This window comes from Actinoplanes sp. NPDC026670, assembly GCF_040638175.1.
In the GTDB taxonomy this organism is placed as follows: Bacteria; Actinomycetota; Actinomycetes; order Mycobacteriales; family Micromonosporaceae; genus Actinoplanes.
In genome coordinates this window covers 146770-168164 of record NZ_JBEZXU010000009.1, presented here as the reverse complement: position 1 = coordinate 168164, position 21395 = coordinate 146770, and the positions used below count along the sequence as shown (strand labels likewise).

Sequence of the window (21395 nt, the reverse complement as noted above, 5' to 3'; positions counted from 1 at the left end):
CGAGCATGCAATGCAGAACATGGTCAATGCAATGCATCGATGGGTGACTGAATCGTCTACCCGTGCACAGCCGATGCCGAAGGAGTGCCGCGCATTGACTCCCGTCGACGATGGGTGGATCGTGCATGGCGGAGCCTTGGGGCGCTCTGAATCACGTCAGGCGAGGATGCAAGCATTAGGCATGTCAAATGCTGATTTGTCGCCCCTTGCGCTTACAACGCTGGCTTTTTCGTGCGCAAATGGGACATGCCCCACTGTCTATACGACAAATAGGGGAACGGTGATGGTTCAGGGCTACACCGTCACTGCTGAAGAGGCTCGTGCGGCCGGGGTCGACATGCCCGCGGGTGAGCAGATGGTGGAGATTCCGCTGTCTCTGCTCGCCGAGACGGCCCACATGGTGGAGCCCTGAGGCCCGAGATCCGGAGAAGAGCAGGGAGGCTGGGCTCATGACTGACGATCAGGAGCCCGGTTCCGGCCCGCGGACCGTGGGTGAGCGTCTGCGGGCCCGCCGCGAGAGCCTTCGTCTCAGTGGCAGCCTGTTGGCCGCCCGGTCCGGCCTGACGCAGTCGAAGGTGTCCCGGATCGAGACGGGCCACACGTCAGCGAATCCCGAGGACGTCCGCCGCCTCGCCGAGGCGATGCGGATGGAGCCCGCTGAAGTCGACGACCTGGTGCGGCTGGCGGTGGAGTCCCGGCGCGGCGGCGACACCGACGAGTGGCGCGTGGAGCACTTCAGTGAGGTCGCCCGCAAGCAGATCGAGGTGCAGCAGGCCGAATCGACGGCCCGGGAGATCCGCATCTTCCAGCCGTCCATCGTGCCGGGCCTGCTTCAGGTCAGCGGCTACGCCGAGGCGGTGATGCGGCCGTGGTACGAGGAGCTCGGCGACTCCAGCGAGGAGGCTGCGGCCGATCTGATCGCCGCCGTCGGAGGGCGGTTGCAGAGGCAGCGCATCCTCACCGCCTCCAACAGGTCCTTCCACCTGATCCTGGCTGAGGCGACACTCAGCCACCGGCTGGGAAACCCGGAGGACATGGTGTCGCAGATCCGCCGGATCCGGGAGCTCGCACGACGGGACAACGTCACGATCGGGATCATCCCGGCGGATGTGCCGCTGACCTTCCCCCTCATGCACGGGTTCGAGCTGCTCGACGACACCCACGTACTGATCGACCTCTATACGGTGTCGTTCACTGCCGAGGTGGTCTCGGACCTCCGGGCGTACCGGAAGATCTTCGACATCCTCGCCGCGTCCGCCACCGCCGACATCGAGCCGATCCTGGACAAGTACCGGGACCTCTACCTCTCCCTGTCCGCGGGCCGCTGATCTTCGGCGATGCCGGCCAGACCTGGTCGGGTGGTGCCTGAGCGGTTCGTGCCACGACCGGCACGGCAGGCGGTTTACCCTGCTCACGGAGTCCGTAACGGTCAGCCCATGTTTACCGTTCGTGCTGTCGGGCAACTGCTGGCCCGTACCCGATCCCGGCCCGCTGGAGGAGACCCCGTGCACATTGCGATGATCTCCGAACACGCTGACGTCGCCGACCTGTCGGCCGCGCTGGCCGAACTGGGCCACGACGTCCGGATCTACACCCGCCGTGAGGACCCGGACGTCGCCGAGGTGGTCGTCACCTCGAGCGGCGTGCATGTGGTGCACATCGCCGCCGGCCCGCCCCGCCCGTTGCCGTCCGACCTGGTGCTGCCGCACATGGGGGAGTTCGCCCGGATCCTCGGCGAACAGTGGCGGGACGGCTGGCAGCCGGACGTGGCGCACGCCCATTTCTGGACCAGCGGCCTGGCCGCGGTGACCGCCGCCCGGCAGCTGAACATCCCGGTCGTCCAGTCGTTCCACGAGCTGGGCGAGTTCGGTGAGGTCGCGGACGGCCCGTCCCGGTCCGGCTACGAGCGGGCGCTCGGCCGGGCGGTGGACCGGGTGGTCGCGCAGACCCAGGAGGAGGTCCGTGGCCTGGTCCGGATCGGTGTCCCGCGGGCCAGCCTGACCGTGGTGCCGGCCGGCGTGGACAGCGAGACGTTCACCCCGGATGGCCCGGCGGTCCAGCGTGACCCGGAGCGCCCCCGGATCCTGTCGGTCGGCAAGCTGGTCGAGCGCAAGGGGTTCGGCGACGTCATCCAGGCGATGCGGTACGTCCCCGGCGCCGAGGTGGTGGTGGTCGGCGGCCCGCCTGCGGACCGGCTGCCCACCGACCCGGGGGCCCGGCTGCTCCAGTCGATGGCCGAGCAGTTCAAGGTGGCCGACCGGTTCCGGATGGTCGGCGCGGTCGCGCACCGGGACCTGCCGAGCTGGTACCGGTCCGCCGACGTGCTGATCGCCACCCCGTGGGAGGAGCAGGCCGCTCTCGAGGCGATGGCCTGTGGTGTGCCGATCGTCGGCCCGGCGGCCGGTTCGCTCACCGAGACGGTGGTCGACGGCCTGACCGGTGACCTGGTGCCGGAGCGGGACCCGCGGGCCCTCGGTGGCGCGCTGCGCCGGCTGGTCAACGACAAGGTGCGGCGGTTCACCTACGCGACGGCGGCCCTGGACCGGGCCCGGCAGGCGTATTCGTGGAAGCGGGTGGCCGCGCAGGTCGGCTCGGTCTACGCGAGTCTGCGGCGTACCCCGGCCGTGGTGGAAGACGCGGTGTAGGGCGGCATCAACCGATCGGTGGACCGGATCCGTCGCCCGCTGTTCGATTCGGGCACCCCCGCCTCCGGGTGACGCTCTATGCATGACAGTCATCGAGGTCAAGAACCTGGCGAAGCGGTACGGCGAGACCGTCGCCGTACGAGACGTGTCCTTCAGTGTCGAACCCGGTGAGATCTTCGGCATCCTCGGCCCGAACGGCGCTGGCAAGACCACCACCGTCGAGTGCATCAGCGGCCTGCGTACCCCCGACTCCGGATCGATCACGGTCCTCGGACGCCCCGCGGGCGACCCGTCCCTGCGGTCGGTCATCGGTGTGCAGCTCCAGGAGAGCGAACTCCAGGAGAAGATCACCGTCCGGGAGGCGCTGGAGCTGTACAGCACCTTCTACCCGAACCCGGCCGACTGGCGGGCCCTCGCCGACGATCTGGGCCTGACGCCGAAGCTGAAGTCGCGGTTCGGCAAGCTCTCCGGTGGCCAGAAGCAGCGCCTGTCGATCGCGCTGGCGCTGATCGGCAACCCGGAGATCGCCATCCTGGACGAGCTGACCACCGGGCTGGACCCGCAGGCCCGCCGGGAGACCTGGGACCTGATCTCCGGCATCCGCGACCGGGGCGTCACCCTGCTGCTGGTCACCCACTTCATGGAGGAGGCCGAGCGCCTCTGCGACCGGATCGTGGTGATCGACAAGGGCGCGGTGGCGGCCCTGGACACCCCGGCCGGTCTGGTCGAGCGGGCCGGCAACGAGCAGCGGATCCGTTTCCGGCCGTCGACGCCGATCGAGGACGAACTGCTGACCGTGTTGCCCGAGGTGCGTGAGCTGCGCCGCCAGGGCCCGCGGATCGAGGTCGTCGGCACCGGCAACGTGCTGCACGCGGTCGTCGCGGTGCTCGCCCGCAACGGCATCGTGGCCGCCGAGCTGACCCTCGAGCAGTCCACTCTCGACGACGCCTTCGTCCAGCTGACCGGCAAGGAGTGACCGTCATGACCGTCTTCACCAAGATCACGACCACCGAGTTCCGGCTCACCCTGCGCGATCCGCTCTACGCCTTCTTCACCCTGCTCTTCCCGGTCCTGCTGGTGGTGATCCTCGGCAACGTGCCGACCATGCAGGAGGCGCCGCCGGAGCTGGGCGGCCTGCGGGTGATCGACCTGTACGCCGGCCTCGCGCTCGGCATGGCGATCGGCATCATCGGGTTGCAGGGCCTGCCATCGGTGCTGGCCACCTACCGGGAGCGTGGCATCCTGCGCCGGCTCGCCACCACCCCGGCGGCCCCGCCCACCCTGCTCGCCGCCCAGCTGGTGATGAACCTCGTCACCGTGCTGGTGTCGATGGTGCTGGTCTACACGGTGGCGATCCTCGTCTTCGACGTGCCGTTCCCGCAGAGCCCGGCCCTGTTCCTGCTCGCGGTCCTGCTCAACTGTGCCGGAGCGTTCTCGATCGGCCTGCTGCTGGCCGCGGTCGCGCCGACCGGCAAGACCGCCAACGCGATCGGCACGTTCCTGTTCTTCCCGCTGATGTTCTTCGCCGGTCTGTGGGTGCCCCGCGGTCTGATGCCGGAGATGCTGGAGAAGGTCGGTGACTTCACCCCGTTCGCCGCCGGCCAGGACCTGATGACCGACGCCCTCATGGGGCAGTCGCCGGACCTGCTCTCGATTACGGTTCTGGTGGCATACCTGGTGATCTGCGGGGCCGCCGCGATCAAACTCTTCCGCTGGGAGTGACGATGCTCAAGCCTGAGGCGCTGGGGGGACCGGCCGCGAACCGGGAGCTCTGGCGCACCTGGCTGTCCTACGGCACCCTGTTCGGCTCGCTGCTGCTGTCGGTGGTCACCCAGGGCGTCGAGGGCCTGCCCCAGAAGGACCTCGGCACCACCACCGTGGTCACGCTCGTGACCGCACTGTGGATCGCCTGGTGGGTTGACCTGCACCCGGGCTGGCAGCGGCGTCAGGCGCTGATGCTGATCTTCCTGGTCGGACTGCTCGGCCTGAACTTCTCGCTGGTGATGTGCAGCCCGCTCTTCGGCGTCTTCACCTGGACCGGCTACATCTTCCTCGGTTACGCCGTCCCCGGCCGGTGGCAGCTGGCCGGGACCCTCCCGGTCGCCGCGATCAACGCGATGTCCCAGATCGGCGGATGGAACACCATCGCCAACGAGGACGGCGGATACATCATCTACCTCGCGGTGCTGCTCTGTAACCTGCTGATCGCCGGGATCATGACGTGGGTGACCCTGCGCGACGAGCGGGAGGCCGACACCCGGGTCCGCCGGATCGACCAGCTGGCCGAGGCCAACGCCAAGCTCGCCGCCGCCCTCCAGGAAAATGCCGGACTGCACGCCCAGCTCCTGGTCCAGGCCCACGAGGCGGGCGTCCACAATGAACGGCAGCGGATGGCCGGCGAGATCCACGACGTCCTGGCCCAGGGCCTGACCGGCATCGTCACCCAGCTGGAGGCGGCCGAGTCGCACCCCGGCGACCGCGACCGGCACCTGGCGGCGGCGAAACGGCTCGCCCGGGAGAGCCTGGCCGAGGCCCGCCGGTCGGTGCAGGCGCTACGGCCCCAGCACCTGGACGCGGCCCGCCTGCCCGAGGCCCTCGGCGAGGTGCTCCAGGGCTGGTCCGAGCTGCACGGGGTCCGCGCCGACCTGACCACCACCGGGGTGGCCCGGCCGCTGCTGCCGGAGATCGAGACGACCCTGCTGCGGACCGCTCAGGAAGCCCTCGCGAACGTGGCCAAGCACGCCGCCGCCGGCCGGGTCGGCCTGACCCTCTCCTACATGGAGGACGTGGTGACGCTCGACGTCCGCGACGACGGAGCCGGCTTCGACCCGGAGGCCCCGCGGGAGGTGACCGAGGAGGGCGGCTACGGTCTGCGCGCCATGCGGGAACGCCTCACCCGGGTCGCCGGCACCCTCGAGGTCGAGTCCGAACCCGGCGGCGGCACCGCCGTCTCCGCTTGCGTACCGGCACTGGCCCTAGGGGGAGCAGCATGATCAGGGTCGTCATCGTGGACGATCACCCGGTGGTCCGGGACGGCCTGCGCGGCATGTTCGCCGGCGATGACAGGTTCACCGTGCTCGGCGAGGCCGGCGACGGACGGGAGGCCCTGGCGGTCACCGAGGCGCTCGCCCCCGACGTGGTCCTGATGGACCTGCGGATGCCGGTGATGGACGGCGTCTCCACCATCCGCGAGCTGAAGGCCCGGGGCTCGGCCGCCCGCGTCCTGGTGCTGACCACCTACGACACCGACAGCGACGTGCTGCCCGCGATCAAGGCCGGCGCCACCGGATACCTGCTCAAGGACACCCCGCGCGAGGAGCTGTTCCGCGCCGTCGTGGCCGCCCACCGCGGCGAGTCGGTGCTCTCCCCGGCGGTCGCCGGCCGGCTCATGGGCCAGCTCCGGTCACCCGCCAAGGAGCCGCTCAGCCAGCGCGAGATCGAGGTGCTCACCCTTATCGCCCGCGGCTGTTCCAACCGGGAGACCGCGAAACGCCTGTTCATCAGCGAGGCCACGGTCAAGACGCACCTGCTGCACGCCTACGCCAAACTCGGCGTCCGGGACCGGGCCGCCGCCGTCGCCACCGCCATCGAACAGGGCCTGATCCGCCGCGACTGAGGCGCTAGGGACGCCAGCTGAGGATCGGGTCCATCTGGCGCAGCACGGTGTCCGGGCCGAAACGGCCGGCCAGCGACATGGCGGTGTTGCGGAGGAACGCGGCGACCGGGTTGCTCAGCCCGGCGACGCGGCCCACCCGCCGCGACGCACGGGCGATCTCGGTGGTACGGCCCACCCGCGCCGCCGAATAGCCGGGCAGATCATCCGCGTGCCGGGCCAGCACCAGCGCGTCCTCCAGAGCCTGGCAGGCGCCCTGCCCGAGGTTGGGTGTCATGGCGTGGGCGGCGTCGCCGAGCAGGGCCACCCGGCCGGAGTGGAACCGTGGCAGCGGCTCGTCGAGGCAGCGGATGTCGGTGCGCACCACCTCGGTGGCCGCCGCGATCAGCGACGGAACCGGCTCGTGCCACGCCCCGAAGAGACGCAGCATCTCGTCCTTCTCCACGGCCGCACGGGCGCCGGCCGGGGCGGGAGCGGTGGCGTAGGCGTAGACCCGGCCGTCGCCGAGCACCGCCACCCCGAACACCTTGCCGTCACCCCAGGTCTCGGCGGGCAGAACGGCGCCGCCCGGGTGCGGGACGACGATGCGCCAGCTCGTCACACCCGTGTAGACCGGGCCGGGATGTTCCGGGAACAGCTTCGCCCGTACCGCTGAATGAAGCCCGTCGGCCGCGACCACCAGATCGGCGGTGAGCGGACCGTCCGCGGTGACCACCCGGCCGGTCGCCGGATCGACGTCGCCGGCCGGCCGGCCCAGCCGGACCGTGCCGGGGTCGAGGGCGTCGGCGAGCGTCGCCATCAGGGTGGCCCGATGCACGATGATCACCGGCTCGCCGTAGCGCTTGGCGGCTTTCGTGGCGTCGGTCCGGGTGATCCAGCGCCCGTCCGGACGCTGGATGCCGGCCGCCCCTTGCAGACCCGACAGCTCCCGGATCCGCTCGCCGACACCGAGGGCGTCCAGGACCCGTAACGCGTTCGGGGCGACGGCCAGACCGGCGCCGACCGGTTCGAGCGCGGCGGCGCGCTCCAGAACCGTGACGTCCCAGCCCTGGCGGCGCAACGCCACCGCGGCGGCGAGCCCACCGATCCCGGCCCCGATCACTACTGCGTGCGGCATCCTCGCATCGTCGCATTCGCCCCGGCCGGCGGGCAGACTCGGGGGATGGACGAGTACGCGCACGCCCGCCCGGCCCCGGTGCTGCGCCCGCATGTCGCGTTCTACTCCGGCTACCGGCAGCGCGGTCTCGCCCCGGCCACCCACCGGGGCCTGCCGTCGCCCTACCTGACGTTGATCTTCACGCTGGACGAGCCGCTCGTCATCGCCGCCCACCCCGACCCGGGACAGGCGCCCGGCCGGTACCGTTCGCTCCTCGGCGGCCTGCACCTCGTCCCGGCCCTGATCAGCCACGACGGCAGCCAGTCGGGGGTGCAGGTGGCGGTCCGGCCGGAAGGCTGCCGGCCGCTGCTCGGGCTGCCCGCCGCCGAGGTGGCCAACCTCGACGTGGACGCCGCCGCCGTCTTCGGCGAGACGTTCGTCGACCGGGTCCGGGAGCGGCTGCACTTCGCTCAGGACTGGCCGGCCCGGTTCGCGGTCCTCGACCGGGCGCTCGGCGGGCGGCTGCGCGACACTGCCGGGCCGGCCCCGGTGACCCACGCGTTCCACCTGGTCAACAACGGTGTGCCGGTCTCCGAGACGGCCGAGCGGATCGGCTGGAGCGCACGCCATCTCACCGACCGGTTCCGTGCCGAACTCGGCATCCGCCCCAAGGAAGCCGCCCGGATCGCCCGTTTCGACCGGGCCCGTCGCGCGGTTCGCCCCGGTGTCCGGATCGCCGACGTGGCTGCCGCACACGGCTACGCCGACCAGTCCCACCTGGTCCGCGACTTCCGCGCCTTCGCCGGCTGCACCCCGTCCCGCTGGCTGGCCGACGAGTTCGGCCCGGGCGCGGCCTTCGGCTCCGCAGGCGAGTTCGGCCCGGCCGCCGAGTTCGGCTCCGCAGGCGCGTTCGGCCCGGGCGCGGCCTTCGGGTTCGCGGGCGCGTCCGGCCCGGCCGACGAGTTCGGTTTTGTCCAAGCCTGACCGGCGTCCGCCCACCGACGATGGGGTGATGAACGACAAGACGACACCGCCACCACAGGTGTGGCCGACGTTGCGGGCCACCGACGCCCGCGCCCTGATCCGCTTCCTGTCCGACGCGTTCGGATTCGTCGCGACGGCAGTACACGGCGAGGGCGAGTTCGTCGCGCACGCCGAACTTCGCTGGCCCCTCGGCGGCGGCCTCATGCTCGGCTCGACGCGCGACGACCCGGACAACCCGTGGAACCTCAAACCGGGAACATTCGGCGCCTACATCGTCGCCGACGACATCGAGGCGTTGCACGCCCGCGCGGCCGCCGCCGGGGCCGAGATCATCCGCGCGCCCTTCACCACCGACTACGGATCAGAGGACTTCACGGCGCGCGATCCCGAGGGCAACCTCTGGCATTTCGGGACATACCGCGGAGAACCCCACTGATTCGGTACGGCTATGCAGAGTCCCGTGGCTACCCACGCGACGCAGGCCCCACTCCCGCCCGCCAAGGCGCCTCTCGGGCGGAAGCCGTTGGTCACCCGAAAACCGCCAGCCGTCGCTGACCGCGGTAATGCGCGCCGCGAAAGCGTCGTGGGCGACGGCTGGCGGGCCCGGCCGTCGCTGACCGCGGTAATGCGGACCGCGAAAGCGTCGTGGGCGACGGCTGGGGTCGCGGCACCGCGCCGCGACCCCGGGTGATCAGCGGGCCAGGGCCTTGGCCAGGTCGTCGCGGAACGCGCGCTCGCTGTCGGTGACCGTCTCGCCGCCGATGCCGAGGACACCGCCCGTGGAGGCCGCGCCCACCACCTCGTCGGCGATCTCCACGAGCCAGTGCTTGTAGGTCTCGGCGTCGGCCGGGGACGCCTTCGCGGCCAGCAGCGCCGCCGCCTCACCGGCGCGGGCGACGACGTCCGCCGCGTACCCGGCCGGGTCACCCGGCTGGATCACCGGCGGCTCCTCGCCGATCTCCGGGTCACCGGCCTCGGCGACCGCGGCCGTGGCGACCGCCGCGACCAGGGGGCTGGCCGACGACCTGGCGTCCGAGATCCGGTCCAGCCCGGCCGCGCTCTCGGCCCGGGTCTTACGCGCGCTGTCCGGGCTGGCGGCGCTGGCGGCGGTCAGCACCGACTGCGGCAGGCCGGTCAGCAGCCCCCACTCGGCGTCGGTGAACCCCAGTTCGGCATAGAGCGGTCGATCCGTCACGCGCTTGTCCCTTTCTCCTGTCGGCCGCCCGAGGCAACCGGCGGCCGTCAGCATTCTTACCTACCCCTTTTCGTCGTCGTTGCATCCTGTGACGATCACTCGCATGTCCCACCGGCTGGTCTGTTACGGACTCTTCGTCGCCTGGGCGGCCCACGACGTGGAGGAGGTGCTGACCGCGACCTGGTGGTCGGCCCGGACCACGCCACGCCTGCTGGCCGAGGGCTGGCCACCGGCCGTGGTGAACAGCATCGGCACGACGACGCCCAGGTTCGCGGTGGCGGCGGCGCTGGTGGGGATCGCGGTGCTGGCCGCGGCCGTGCGGGGCGCCCGAACCGGCGGCCGGTCACTGTTCTTCCAGGCGGCGGTGCTGGTCTTCGGGTGGCACGGCGTGGTCCATGCCGGACAGGCGCTGCTGGTGCGCGGTTACGTCCCCGGCCTGGTGACCGCGATTCTGCTGGTCATCCCGTATGCGTTCCGCACCCGCCGTCACTTCCACCGGCCCCCGGTCCCCACCCGCACCATCATCGTGGTGGCAGTGGCCGCGATAGTCCTGACCGCCCTCGCGCAGGCCTTGTCGCGCACGCTCATTGCCCCCGGCTGACGCCGGTCCGCGTGGACATCTGTGGCTCGGATCGGGCCACAGGTCACCACGCCGTGAAGGCGGGCAGCCCGCGTGGGCATCTGCGGCTCGATTCGAACCGCGGGTCACCACGCAGATCACTGCTGTCGACGGGGAACCGCCGGCAGTGTGTTTGCGGACGCCGGGTGGGCGGGGACGGCGGCGACTGAGAGAATCTTGGTCGTGCGAGAGGTGGTCGACGGGGTCTTCGAACTCCACATGGGTTATGTCAACGTGCACCTGGTCGTCACCGACGACGGTGTGGTCCTGGTCGACACCGGTCTGCCCGGCCGCTCGCCGTTGATCGAACGCGGCCTGCGCGGCATCCGGCGTTCGCTCGGCGAGGTGACCGCCATCCTGGTCACCCACCACCACCCGGACCACGTCGGCAGCCTCGCCGCGCTGCGGGAGAAGACCGGCGCCCGGGTGATCGCGCACGCCGCCGAGGTTCCGTGGATCGGCGGCCACATTCCGCCCGCGCAGCCGGCCGGCTTCCTGGGCAAGATGGTCAGCCGCCTGGTCGGCACGGTCCAGCCGACGAAGGTCGACCAGCTGATCACCGCCGACGGCTCCGAACCGTTGCCCGGCTTCACCGCCCTGCACACCCCGGGCCACACCCGGGGGCACGTCTCGTTCCTGCTGGATCGGGCCGGTGGTGTGCTGTTCGCCGGGGACGCGGCGGGCTGCCGCCGGGGCCGGGTGTCCGCCCCGCCCCGGGCGGTGACGGCCGACCCGGTCCGCGCCGGCGAGAGCCTGGCCCGCCTGGCCGAGCTGGAGTTCGACCACGCCGTCTTCGGCCACGGCAAGGCAGTCTCCGGCCTGGCCGTCGAAGCCTTCCGCAAGGCCGTCGCCGGCTGACTCCCACCACTCCCGGACAGGCGACATTCCCGGACAGGCGACACTCTCGGACAGACGACGCCGAAAAAGCGCGCGGCGTCGCGGGCCGACGCCGGGGGCGGCCGACGGGTGGGTCAGTCCAGGTGGACGTCCTCCAGGTCGTCGAGGTCGAGACCGTGGCCGGCCAGGAACTCCAGCGCGTCGGCCGCCCGGTCGCGGGCCTGGAGGCTGCGGACGACGATGACGCAGGCCTCCCAGAACCAGTCGTCGTCCTCGTCGTCCGCCCAGGGCCGGGCCATCGCCTCGGCCTCCGCCTCCCGGCCCAGCTCCAGCAGCAGGAACGCCTCCCGGATCCGCAACGCGCCGTCGTCGGCGGGGTCGCGCCGGGCCCGTTCCAGAGCCTGCTCCCGCCGGCCGATCCCGGCTTCCAGCCGGCACAGCTCGGCCCGCAGGGACGGCGGCACCTCCTCACCGACGAGAGCGTCCACTCGGGACACCAGCTCCGCCGCGTTGTCCGGCACGTCGGTCACCCAGCTCACCGCGTCGAGCAGCAGGCGGGTCTCGGCAGCCGTGTCACCGGATTCCCGGTACAGGTCGGCCGCCTCCAGCAGCAGGCCGACCCGGTCGTGCACGTCGCCCGGGTCGCGGGCCAGTTTCTCCAGCAGCACGGCCCGGGACGGCACCGGCTCGGGCCGGTGCGGAGCGGCCAGCAGTTCCTCCAGCAGGGCGCGGATCTCCGGCCGGTGGCCGTGCCCGCGCTGGTACAGCTCGACGAGCAGCCAGCGGGCGGCCAACGACTCGTCGGCGAGCCCGGCCCGGTCAAGGCTGCGCAGGGCCTCCTCGGCGGACTCGGTGGCGTCCTCCCACTGCTGGCCGGCGCGGAGCCGCCGGGCCACCTCCAGGCGCAGCCGGGCCGCTCCGGCGTGGTCGCGGGCGGCGGTCCGCTCGGCGATCGCCCGGACCAGGGCGTCGACATCGGCGCGGCCCGGATGCTCGGCGATCGGGCGGCCGGTGAACACGGTGAGCGGCAGTGATCCGGTCACCGGGTCGGCGGCGATCCGGGCCTCCACCTCACTGCTCTGATACGTGTTGCCGTTACGCCTGTCGAACGCCTCCGCGTGCCGCCGGGCCAGCGCCAGCATCTCGTCGTGGGTCTCCTGGATCGTGGCGGTCCACTGCCGGTCGCCGCTGTCGGTGCGCCGCCGGATCTGATGATCGGCCCGGCTGGACTCGACGAGGCGGCGCAGCACGATCACGGCGCCGATCGCGAAAGTCATCGCGTCGGCCGGCGACGACGGCCGGTCCAGCCACGGCAGATGGTGGTCGAGGAGGGCGAGGCCGCGGTCGGTGTTTCCGGTGAGGCCGCAGAATTGCAGGTGCAGGCCGACCTGGGAGAGACGGATCCGGCGCTCGCGCAATTTCGGGTACGCCGACCGGTGCGCCGCCACCGCCTCGGCGAACCGCCCGGTCCGCAGGTACGGCAGCAGCAGGTTGCCCTGGATCAGCGACGGCTGGGCACCGCAGGTCTGTCGGCTGCTCAGGGGCGCGCCGATCCGCACCGCCTCCTCGTAGTCGCCGCGGGTGGTCAGGAAGGTGATCACCCGGTTGGGCACGCAGCCGGCGCAGTCGGACAGGCTGTCCCGTTTGGCGGTGGCCATCCGGTCGAACCACCCGGCCGCCTCGTCGAGCTCGCCGAGATGGTGCGCGACCACGGCCCGCCGCTGGTGGACGGCGTGCAGGCTGTGCCCGCCGGCCAGGTAGCGCCGCTCCATCTCGTCGAGCAGCCGCCGGGCGCGATCGAGCGGCACCTCGGGGAATGACGGCATCCCCGCCGCCACCGCCTTGAACTCCCACAGCAGGTGGTGCTCGTCGCCCGGCCGGACCAGGTCGGGCCGGTTGTCGAAGACGGACAGACAGTGGGTGAAGGCGAGGAACGACCGGGTGAGCTCGCCGCCCTGCCACAGCTCGTCGAGCGAGCCCATCCGGGCGCGATAGCCGAACTCGGTCAGCCCGGCGGCGTCCGCGTGCCGGAACACACTGTCCAGCGCGGACCACTTGGCCGGCCCGGCGTTGAGGCGGCGGGCCTCGCGCAGCATCTGCTCCAGCTCGGACTCGGCGACGGTCATCGCGGCGCCCCCATCGCGCGTGACAGCAGACCCAGGAACGACTGGTTGTACGCCGCGGTCGCGGCCGGGGTCATCGGCTGCCGGGCCAGCAGCAGCGCCTGCGTGAACAGGCCCTCGACCGCGAACCGGGTGAGCTCCTCGTCGCCGGTGCTCATCGCCTGCCGGGCCAGCGGATTACGGTGGTTGAAGACCAGCTGGGAGCGGCTCTCCGCACCCGTGGTGAACACGTCGAGCAGCGAACCCCACAACTCGTCGGCCGACTCCCGGGCGCGCAGCATGTCGCCCTGGAACGCGGCGTCACCGTCCAGAAGGTACAGCGCGGGCAGGCTCGGCGGGTCGAACGCGCGAACCGTCACCTCGACCCCCTGCCGGTCGAGGATCCGCTGGGCGAGCGCGGTGAACGGGCGCACCGTCTCGGCGTCGGCCGGGTCGAGGTGGTCGAGCCGCAACGTCAGGTCGGCCGGGGAGAGCACCTCGACCGCCGTGTCGACGGCGGCGGAGAGCCGGGACAGCAGCTCGGTGTCGTACACATACCCGGCGTTGATCAGCGGGATCCGCTGCGCGGCGGCGACCGGGGCCATCTGCCGGAACTCGTCCAGTGACGCGGTGTAGCGAACCACGCCATACCGGTCCTGGAACTCGGCGAGCGTCAGCGGCCCGACATTGGTCTCGAACGGCCACCACTGATGCACCAGCCGCAGCATCTCGTCGTCGTGCACGGCCAGCGCTTTCACCCCGAGATGGTGGATCGCGAGGAACGCGCGCAGCCGCTCCGGGCCGCTCGTCCCGAGCCTGGCCAGCCAGCCGCGCAGACCGTCACCGAGCGTGTCGCGCACCTGCGCCAGCAGCCCGTCGTCGTAGAGCGCCTCGCGGCTCGCCGTCGGCCGCAGCTCGGTCGTGTCGACCACACACCGCACGAAGAACGCCCACGGTGGCAGCAGCCCCTCCACGCTCTCGGAGAGCAGCATCTGTTTCAGGTAGACCCGGTGGGCGACCCGGACCGCCGGATTGGCCGGCGCCGGCAGCACGAACGCGACACCGCGGACGCCACCCTCCGGCGCGGCGAGATCGACGACGTCGAAGGGCACAAAACCGAAGACCTCCTCCGCGTACGAGAAGAGGCGCGCCCGCCGCTGCTGAGCGGACTCACCGGCCCCGGTGTCCCACGGAGCGAGCCCGGCGGTCACCTCGTCGTCGCCGACCCGCACCCCGATCGGCAGCATCGAACCGTAGAACCCGGCCAGCTCACGAACCGTCTCGCCGCTGAGCCAGTGCTCCTCACCCCGGCGCGGGACCAGGGTGACCGTGGTGCCCGCCCCGGCCCGCTGCTCGGCCGGCAGCTCCACCGAATAGCGCCCGTCGCTGTGCCCGGTCCAGGACACGGTCGGATGGTCGCCGCAGCGGGTCACCACCCGGATCTCGTCGGCCACCATGAAGCAGGACAGCAGCCCGATGCCGAACTGGCCGAGGAACTCGTGCCGGGCGAACCCGAGATCGTCACGCTTGGAGCTGCGCCCGATCGTCGCCAGCAGCTCGTGCACCTGCGACTCGGTGAGGCCGATGCCGGTGTCGTGCACCCGCAGCAGACCGTCACCGCCCGGCCCGGACGGCTCGAACCGGATCTCCCCGGCCGCCGACGGATCGGCCAGCCGCCGCGCGGTGATCGCGTCGACGGCGTTCTGTAGCAACTCCCGCACGTAGACACGCGGCGTCGCGTAGAGGTGGTGACTGAGAAGATCCACCACACCACGCAGGTCGACCCGGAACGTGAAACTCACCCGTACCCCCGTCTCATCGGACCCGGATGCTATCCATCGGGTACGACATTCCGCGGCCGTATTTCCGGCCGCCGGAGGCCGTGGGGGTGGTCAGTTCGTCTCGTTGATGAACGTCGGGTGGTCCATCAGGAACGCCGGCACCCGGTTCTCGGCCACCGCCCGGAAGAAGTCGTCGACGCCGTCCTGGAACCGTTCGCCGAGGTAGCCGCCGTCGTACACCCCCTCGCCGGGCAGTTTCACGGTGACCATGTCGTCGACGTTCAGGTCCTTCATCTCCACCGCCCAGTCCAGGATGGAGTGGCCGCGGCCGTCGAAGGTGAGCGAGCCGCCGGCGGCGTCCATGACGGCGAGCAGTTTCTTGGGGTCGGTGACGACGTCCCGGCTCATCGCCTGCTTCGCCATCGCCTTGATGAACTGCTGCTGGTGCCGCTGCCGGTCGTAGTCGGTCATGTCGTCGCCGTACCGCTGGCGGACGTAGTCGAGCGCCTCCCAGGCCTGTAGCCGCACCGGTTTGTCGCTCTTCTTGTACTGCTTCTGCGGCCCGGTGTACGGGTGCGCGCAGCTGGACGACGTGTGGTCGTTGCGGCAGCGGTAGATGCGTTCGCGGGTCTTGCCGTCCGGCCCGAGATGCTCGGACTTGACGTCCATGTCGATGACCATCTCGACGCCGCCCATCGCCTCGACGATCTTCTTGAAGCCGCCGAAGTTGACGATCGCCCCGGCGTCGAACTTCTTGATGCCGGTGACGTTGCCGACGGTCGCGGCGAGCAGCTGGAAGCCCTGGGCGGCGCTGTACTTGTTGTCGCCGAGCCGGCTGCCGTACGCCATCGCGGCGTTGATCTTCGTGCGGTCCGCCCCGGTGCCGGAGGGCTCGAAGGCGGGGATGTCGACCCGCAGGTCGCGGGGGATGGAGAAGAGGTACGCGCTGTGCCGGTCGGCCGGGATGTGCGCGATCACGATCGAGTCGGCCAGCGGCGCGGTGTGGTCGTCGCGCGGGTCGATGCCGACGAGCAGGATGTTGACCGCGCCGTCGATGTCGGACTCGGGCTCCGGCGGCGCGGCGGCCTCGGCGGGTTTCCCGGCGATCGGCGCGAGCAGGCTCTCGTCGGTGATCGCGTCGGTGTACTTGGCGACCAGCGCCTGGCCGGCGACGAGCGTCCCACCGCCGGCCAGCAGCACCACGGCGCCCACGCCCACGCAGATCCGCGCCCACAGCGGCGATCGTCGCTTGGCTTCCGCCGCCATTCCGCCTCCCCCGTACGGCAACGTGCGCATGATGGCACATCCGTGCAACCCGCTGGGAGCGCTTCCGGAAGGAGTCAGGCGGACTCTCGGGCCAGCAGGTTCTGTTCGACGACGACCGGCACCGACAGGGTCTTGTAGCCGACCGAGTCGAAGAGGACGGTCATCCGGTCCCCCTCGTAGTTCATCACCATTCCGCCGCCCCACTCGCCGTGTTCGACGCGCGCGTGCACCGGGAACGGGCCGTCCGGCTCGGCGGCGGCGATCTCGTGGGCGGTGCCGTCGGCGCAGTTGTCACAGTGGCCACACGGCTTCTTCAGGTCCTCGCCGAAGTACGCCAGCAGTGTCTCGGTGCGGCACTGCCGGGACTGGGCGAACCCGCGCATCATGTCGGTCCGGGACCGCATCACCACCTGCTGGCGTTCGTACTCCGCGCAGGCCGCCTCGGCCGCCGCGGCCGGGAGGGGCGCGCGGGCCGGGACGGTCAGCTTGTGCCCGGATCCGGCCGTCACCGCGCCGGCCTGTTCCAGCAGGTTGAGGTACTGCCCGAGCTTGCGCGGCCCGAGCCCGGTGGCCTTCTGCAGTGCGGTCTTGGAGGCTGGCCCCTTGTGCAGCTCGCCGGCCAGGTCACGCAGCTCGTCGAGGTCGGGGGAACCGCCCTGGAAGAACCGCTGGATGGCCTCGTCCTCGGAGCGCCACAGCAGCAGGGCACGGGCCGGTGCGCCGTCCCGGCCGGCCCGCCCGATCTCCTGGAAGTAGCTGTCCGGGGAGTCCGGCAGGGCGACGTGCGCGACCCAGCGGATGTTCGGCTTGTCGATGCCCATGCCGAACGCCGACGTGGCCACCATGATGTCGACCTTGTCGTCCTGGAAGTCCTCGTGGCGCTGCTCGCGCAGGCCGGCGGCCATCCCGCCGTGGTAGTAGGCGGCCGGGTACCCGGACGAGGTGAGGCGTTCGGCGAGCTCCTCGGCGGCGCGGCGGGTGGCGACGTAGATGATGCCGGGCCGCTGCTCCTCGTCGAGCATCGTGGTCAGCTTGCGCCACCGGTAGTTGTCGTCGGGGCAGTACGCCACCTCGAGGAACAGGTTGCGCCGGTCCAGCCCGGAGACGTGGATCTCCGGCTTCTTCAGGCGCAGCCGGGCGATGATGTCCTCACGGACCGGCGGTGACGCGGTGGCGGTGAGCGCCAGGATCGGCGGCCGCCCGATCTGCTTGATCATGTCGCCGAGGGCGAGGTAGTCGGGGCGGAAGTCGTGCCCCCAGGCGGAGATGCAGTGCGCCTCGTCGACCGCGACCAGGCCCGGTTTGAGCGCCCGCACCTCGGCCTGCCGCTCCGGGTTGCTGAGCTGCTCCGGGGTGATGAACAGGAACTCGGCCTCGCCGCGGCGGACCGCCTCGATCGCCTCGCGCTGCTCCTTCGGCGTCTCCTGCGAGCTGACCCGGACCGCGCGCAGTTTCGCGTCGCCGCGGTCGTTGAGGGCGGCGATCTGGTCCTGCTGGAGGGCGAGCAGCGGCGAGATGACCACGGTCGGGCCGGGCAGCAGCACCGCCGGGATCTGGTAGATCGCCGACTTCCCGGCGCCGGTCGGCAGCACCACCAGGGCGTCCTTGCGGCGCAGCACGGCACGCATCGGCTTGAACTGGCCGGGCCGCAGCGTGCGCCAGCCGAACTGGTTGCGGGCGACCCGGCGCAGGCGCGGGCCGTAGATCGGCAGTTTCATCGAGGGGAGGCTATCCGATCTTCGGGGGCGGGCTGGAGTCATGCGAACGCATGGCGGCCCCGTTACCCCTATTTGCCGCCGAACATGCGACGGATCGCCCAGAGCAGGAAGAGCACGGCGAGGGCGATGCCGAGGAGCCGCACGGCGTGCACCTCGGACCAGTCGACCCCGGTTGCGGCGAGTGGAGTGAGCACGTGCACATCCTAGCGATCGGGATGCCACAGCAAATAGAAAGGTTTGTTGACTAAAGTCTGCGGGGGGTGTGAACATAGGTCCCCGTAACGGGGGAGCCGAACGCATCGGAGGTACGGGGGCTCATGTCCATTCACGGCGAATTGCCGGAACTGGCAGCTGCGGTACTGCAACCGGGCTTCGTGGGCACGACCGCACCGGACTGGGTCCGCCGCTGGCTCGGCGCCGGGCTCGGCGGGGTGGCCCTCTTCGCCCGCAACGTGGAGTCACCCGCACAGGTGGCCGCGCTCACCGCGCAGCTCCGCTCGGAGAACCCCGATGTGATCGTTGCCATCGACGAGGAGGCCGGTGACGTCACCCGGTTCGAGTCCCGGCAGGGCAGCTCCCGTCCGGGCAACCTGGCCCTCGGCGCGGTCGACGACGCCGAGCTGACCGAGCTGGTCGCCCGCGATCTGGGCCGGGAGCTGGCCGATGCCGGCATCACGCTCGACTACGCACCGGACGCCGACGTCAACAGCAACCCCAAGAATCCGGTCATCGGCGTACGGGCATTCGGCGCCGAGCCGCATCTGGTGGCCCGCCACACGTCGGCCTTCATCCGCGGGCTCCAGTCCGCCGGGGTGGCCGGCTGCGCCAAGCACTTCCCCGGTCACGGCGACACCGCCGTCGACTCGCACCACGACGTGCCGGTGATCGCCCGCACCGAGGCCGAGCTGGCCGAGTGCGAGCTGGTCCCGTTCCGGGCGGCGATCGCGGCCGGCGCCCAGTCCGTGATGACCGGCCACCTGCTGGTCCCGGCCTACGACCCGGACCTGCCGGCCACGCTCAGCCCGCGCATCCTGACCGGGCTGCTCCGCGAGGAGCTGGGCTTCGACGGCCTGATCGTCACCGACGGCATCGAGATGCAGGGCGTGCGCCGCCGCTACGGCCTGGAGGGCGCCACCGTCCGGGCGATCGCCGCCGGGGTGGACGCCATCTGCGTGGGCGGCGACCACGCCGACGAGCAGACCGCGATCCGGCTGCGGGACGCGATCGTCGCCGCCGTCCGCTCCGGGGAGATCCCCGAGGAACGGCTGCGCGACGCCGTCGCCCGGGTCCGCCGGCTGGCCGCCTGGACCACCCGTACCCAGGTCGCCACCGGTGCCCGCGCGGTCGCCGACGCCGCGGCCGGCGCCGGGGTCGCGGTGCTCGGCTCGACCGTCGGGTTCGCCGCCGCGCGCCGGGCGGTCCGGGTCACCAGCGCCGCCGACGGCCCGGCCCTGCCGGTGACCGCCGTCCCGCACGTGGTCGAGTTCGCGCCGCCGCGCAACATCGCGATCGGCAGCGAGACCCCGTGGGGGGTCGGCGATCCGCTGGCCGAGCTGCTGCCCGGGACCACCGCGGTCCGGTTCGAGGCCGGGGACCTGGAGTCGCTGGCCGACCCGTCGGCGCCGGTGCTGGCCGGGGCCGGGGAGCGGCCGCTGGTCCTGGTGGTCCGGGACGTGCACCGCCACCCGTGGATCGAGCGGACGCTGGCCGGGGTGCTCGCCGCGCGCCCGGACGCGATCGTCGTCGAGATGGGCATCCCGGTGACCGTCACCGGCGGGGTGCACATCGCCACCCACGGGGCTACCCGGGCGCTGGGCCGGGCCGCCGCCGAGATCATCGCCGGCGTCGACGTCCCGGAGCCGGCGCCACAGCCCGTCGCCGCCTGACCTTTCCATCCCGGGGCCGTCCCGCTCCCGCCGCGTCCACGAGACCGCAGCGGGGGCGGGACGTCGGCGTCTCAGCGGGTGGCGACCAGGTCCTGGTAGTCGGGGTGCTCGCCGATCCACTTGGCGAAGAACGGGCAGGACGGGATGACCCGGTCGCCGCGCTCACGGATCTGGTCGAGGCTCTGCCGGGCCAGCTCACCGGCCAGTCCACGGCCGCGCATCGCCGGCGCGGTCTCGGTGTGCAGGATGTTCACCACGCCGTCGCGCAGACGGTAGGTGGCCAGCGCGCCCACCCCGCCGTCGACGACGAGTTCGAATCGGTGCTCGGCGGAGTTGTCGCGGACCAGGTATTCGCTCACTCTTGTCACCCTAGGCCTTGGTTTGCTCGTACCCCGTACCGTGAAAGGGTGTTGATCTTTATGCCGCGCCGCCGCATCGCCGCCGCCGTCGCCTCAGCCGTCCTCGGGCTGGGCCTGCTCACCGGATGCGGTGACGACGTCAGCTGTGGGCTCGACCAGTGCACCGTGACCATCAAGCGGGAGAGCAACTACAAGGTCGAGGTGCTCGGGGTGGAGGCCAAGTTCGTCTCCGCCGACGACAACACGGTGACCCTCGACGTCGCCGGCGAGCAGATCCAGGTGACCAAGGGCCAGCAGGCCGTCGACGTCGGCGGGCTCCAGGTCTCGCTGTCGAGCGTGACGCAGGACGCGGTCCAGATCGAGGTCTCCCGGTGACACCGTAAGTTTGACGATCGTCGCCGCTGGTCACATTGGGGGTATGACCGCAGCCTCGAACGTCAAGCACACCGCGTCACGGGCCGCCGAGAGCAAGCCCCTGGAGCTTCTCGCTCGGGGCGGCTTCATCGGATACGGCATCATCCACCTGCTCTTCGCCTGGATCGCGCTCCAGGTGGCCCTGGGTGGCTCCGGACAGGACAGTGACCAGTCCGGAGCCCTCCAGACCATCGCTCAGCAGCCGTTCGGCAAGGTGCTCCTGATCGTCATCACCGTCGGGCTGATCGCGATGGCGATCTGGCAGGCCTTCGAGGCCGCGATCGGCGAGAGCGGCCCGCAGGACCGCCGGGCGATGGCCGAGCGGGTCCTCTCCGGCGCGCGCACCGTCCTCTACGGCTACCTCGCCTGGAACGCCGTCAAGATCCTCCAGGGCTCCGGCTCCTCGATGGGCGACAGCAACTCGAGCAGCGCCTCCGGCCTGATGGACTCCGAGGGCGGCCGGGTGCTGGTCGGACTGATCGGCCTGGTGGTGCTCGGAGTCGGCGCCGGGATGGCGTACTACGGCTGGAAGAAGAAGTTCACCCGGCACCTGAACACCCACCAGATGCCGGCCGGCACCCGCCAGCCGATCATCCGCCTGGGCATGGCCGGCTACACCGCCAAGGGCGTGGCGTACGCGATCGCCGGCCTCCTCGTGGTGACCGCCGCCGTCAACTACGACCCGGAGAAGGCCCGTGGCCTGGACGCCGCGCTGAAGACGCTGGCCGGCTACTCCTGGGGTGTCTGGCTGCTGGTCCTGATCGCCGCCGGCATCGCGTCCTTCGGCGTCTACTGCCTGGCGCAGGCCAAGTACCGAAAGATCTGACACTGGTGGAACCGGCGGCGGCGGATGTGAGCTATCTCCGACATCCGCCGTCGC

At 71.5% G+C, this 21395-nt stretch carries 22 protein-coding genes; 14 read left to right on the top strand and 8 right to left on the bottom strand.

The window, feature by feature from the left end; genetic code table 11:
* The first annotated feature begins 283 nt into the window (after positions 1 to 283).
* From AB0E94_RS11905 to AB0E94_RS11875, 7 genes are all read left to right on the top strand, one after another.
* Entirely contained in the window at positions 284 to 412 is a 129-nt protein-coding gene (locus AB0E94_RS11905; RefSeq protein WP_360325410.1) for a hypothetical protein, read from the top strand.
* Between the two features lie 37 nt (positions 413 to 449).
* A complete protein-coding gene (locus AB0E94_RS11900) occupies positions 450 to 1328 on the top strand; it encodes a Scr1 family TA system antitoxin-like transcriptional regulator (RefSeq protein WP_360325408.1) in 879 nt (292 codons plus the stop codon).
* 177 nt (positions 1329 to 1505) lie between these two features.
* The gene (locus AB0E94_RS11895) at positions 1506 to 2645 is read left to right on the top strand and encodes a glycosyltransferase (protein ID WP_360325407.1); all 1140 of its coding nucleotides are present in this window, start codon (positions 1506 to 1508) and stop codon (positions 2643 to 2645) included.
* Between the two features lie 82 nt (positions 2646 to 2727).
* Complete coding sequence (locus tag AB0E94_RS11890; protein ID WP_360325405.1) at positions 2728 to 3621, top strand: ABC transporter ATP-binding protein; 894 nt, start codon at positions 2728 to 2730, stop codon at positions 3619 to 3621.
* A 5-nt stretch (positions 3622 to 3626) separates the two neighbouring features.
* Positions 3627 to 4367, top strand: coding sequence for an ABC transporter permease (locus tag AB0E94_RS11885; RefSeq protein WP_360325403.1), 741 nt, complete (start codon positions 3627 to 3629; stop codon positions 4365 to 4367).
* Positions 4368 to 4369: 2 nt separating this feature from the next.
* Positions 4370 to 5638, top strand: coding sequence for a sensor histidine kinase (locus AB0E94_RS11880; protein WP_360325401.1), 1269 nt, complete (start codon positions 4370 to 4372; stop codon positions 5636 to 5638).
* Positions 5635 to 6261, top strand: coding sequence for a response regulator transcription factor (locus tag AB0E94_RS11875; RefSeq protein WP_360325400.1), 627 nt, complete (start codon positions 5635 to 5637; stop codon positions 6259 to 6261). Before AB0E94_RS11880 ends, AB0E94_RS11875 begins: the two co-directional genes overlap by 4 nt.
* A 4-nt stretch (positions 6262 to 6265) precedes the next feature.
* Here AB0E94_RS11875 and AB0E94_RS11870 read toward each other — a convergent pair whose 3' ends face one another.
* Positions 6266 to 7375: an FAD-dependent monooxygenase gene (locus AB0E94_RS11870; RefSeq protein WP_360325399.1), complete on the bottom strand. Its 1110-nt coding sequence runs from the start codon at positions 7373 to 7375 to the stop codon at positions 6266 to 6268.
* A 45-nt stretch (positions 7376 to 7420) separates the two neighbouring features.
* Here AB0E94_RS11870 and AB0E94_RS11865 point away from each other — a divergent pair, with 45 nt between their 5' ends.
* Positions 7421 to 8338: a helix-turn-helix domain-containing protein gene (locus AB0E94_RS11865; RefSeq protein ID WP_360325397.1), complete on the top strand. Its 918-nt coding sequence runs from the start codon at positions 7421 to 7423 to the stop codon at positions 8336 to 8338.
* Between the two features lie 28 nt (positions 8339 to 8366).
* On the top strand, positions 8367 to 8774 hold the full coding sequence (locus AB0E94_RS11860; RefSeq protein ID WP_360325395.1) for a VOC family protein: 408 nt from the start codon (positions 8367 to 8369) through the stop codon (positions 8772 to 8774).
* 255 nt (positions 8775 to 9029) lie between these two features.
* Here AB0E94_RS11860 and AB0E94_RS11855 read toward each other — a convergent pair whose 3' ends face one another.
* Positions 9030 to 9533, bottom strand: a complete 504-nt coding sequence (locus AB0E94_RS11855; RefSeq protein WP_360325394.1) for a hypothetical protein — start codon at positions 9531 to 9533, stop codon at positions 9030 to 9032.
* Positions 9534 to 9636: 103 nt separating this feature from the next.
* On the opposite strand from AB0E94_RS11855, the gene AB0E94_RS11850 reads away from it, so the two are divergent.
* Together AB0E94_RS11850 and AB0E94_RS11845 are read left to right on the top strand one after the other, a co-directional pair.
* Positions 9637 to 10134 (top strand): HXXEE domain-containing protein, encoded by a 498-nt coding sequence (locus tag AB0E94_RS11850; RefSeq protein WP_360325393.1) that lies wholly within the window; start codon positions 9637 to 9639, stop codon positions 10132 to 10134.
* 201 nt (positions 10135 to 10335) lie between these two features.
* Positions 10336 to 11010: an MBL fold metallo-hydrolase gene (locus AB0E94_RS11845; RefSeq protein WP_360325392.1), complete on the top strand. Its 675-nt coding sequence runs from the start codon at positions 10336 to 10338 to the stop codon at positions 11008 to 11010.
* Positions 11011 to 11123: 113 nt separating this feature from the next.
* Here AB0E94_RS11845 and AB0E94_RS11840 read toward each other — a convergent pair whose 3' ends face one another.
* From AB0E94_RS11840 to AB0E94_RS11820, 5 genes are all read right to left on the bottom strand, one after another.
* Positions 11124 to 13115, bottom strand: coding sequence for a hypothetical protein (locus tag AB0E94_RS11840; RefSeq protein WP_360325391.1), 1992 nt, complete (start codon positions 13113 to 13115; stop codon positions 11124 to 11126).
* The gene (locus tag AB0E94_RS11835) at positions 13112 to 14893 is read right to left on the bottom strand and encodes an HSP90 family protein (RefSeq protein WP_360325390.1); all 1782 of its coding nucleotides are present in this window, start codon (positions 14891 to 14893) and stop codon (positions 13112 to 13114) included. The genes AB0E94_RS11840 and AB0E94_RS11835 overlap by 4 nt, the downstream gene beginning before the upstream one ends.
* A 90-nt stretch (positions 14894 to 14983) precedes the next feature.
* The gene (locus AB0E94_RS11830) at positions 14984 to 16138 is read right to left on the bottom strand and encodes an LCP family protein (protein ID WP_360325389.1); all 1155 of its coding nucleotides are present in this window, start codon (positions 16136 to 16138) and stop codon (positions 14984 to 14986) included.
* A gap of 74 nt (positions 16139 to 16212) precedes the next feature.
* A complete protein-coding gene (locus AB0E94_RS11825) occupies positions 16213 to 17856 on the bottom strand; it encodes an ATP-dependent DNA helicase RecQ (RefSeq protein ID WP_360325388.1) in 1644 nt (547 codons plus the stop codon).
* A 68-nt stretch (positions 17857 to 17924) separates the two neighbouring features.
* Positions 17925 to 18050, bottom strand: coding sequence for a hypothetical protein (locus AB0E94_RS11820; RefSeq protein ID WP_275413259.1), 126 nt, complete (start codon positions 18048 to 18050; stop codon positions 17925 to 17927).
* A 123-nt stretch (positions 18051 to 18173) separates the two neighbouring features.
* Here AB0E94_RS11820 and AB0E94_RS11815 point away from each other — a divergent pair, with 123 nt between their 5' ends.
* Positions 18174 to 19742, top strand: coding sequence for a glycoside hydrolase family 3 protein (locus AB0E94_RS11815; RefSeq protein ID WP_360325386.1), 1569 nt, complete (start codon positions 18174 to 18176; stop codon positions 19740 to 19742).
* A 71-nt stretch (positions 19743 to 19813) separates the two neighbouring features.
* On the opposite strand, the gene AB0E94_RS11810 is transcribed toward AB0E94_RS11815, so the two are convergent.
* A complete protein-coding gene (locus AB0E94_RS11810; RefSeq protein WP_360325385.1) occupies positions 19814 to 20101 on the bottom strand; it encodes a GNAT family N-acetyltransferase in 288 nt (95 codons plus the stop codon).
* A gap of 48 nt (positions 20102 to 20149) precedes the next feature.
* Between AB0E94_RS11810 and AB0E94_RS11805 the strand changes: the two genes are divergently transcribed.
* Complete coding sequence (locus AB0E94_RS11805) at positions 20150 to 20476, top strand: hypothetical protein (protein WP_360325383.1); 327 nt, start codon at positions 20150 to 20152, stop codon at positions 20474 to 20476.
* A gap of 43 nt (positions 20477 to 20519) precedes the next feature.
* Positions 20520 to 21341, top strand: a complete 822-nt coding sequence (locus AB0E94_RS11800; protein WP_360325382.1) for a DUF1206 domain-containing protein — start codon at positions 20520 to 20522, stop codon at positions 21339 to 21341.
* Positions 21342 to 21395: the final 54 nt, after the last annotated feature.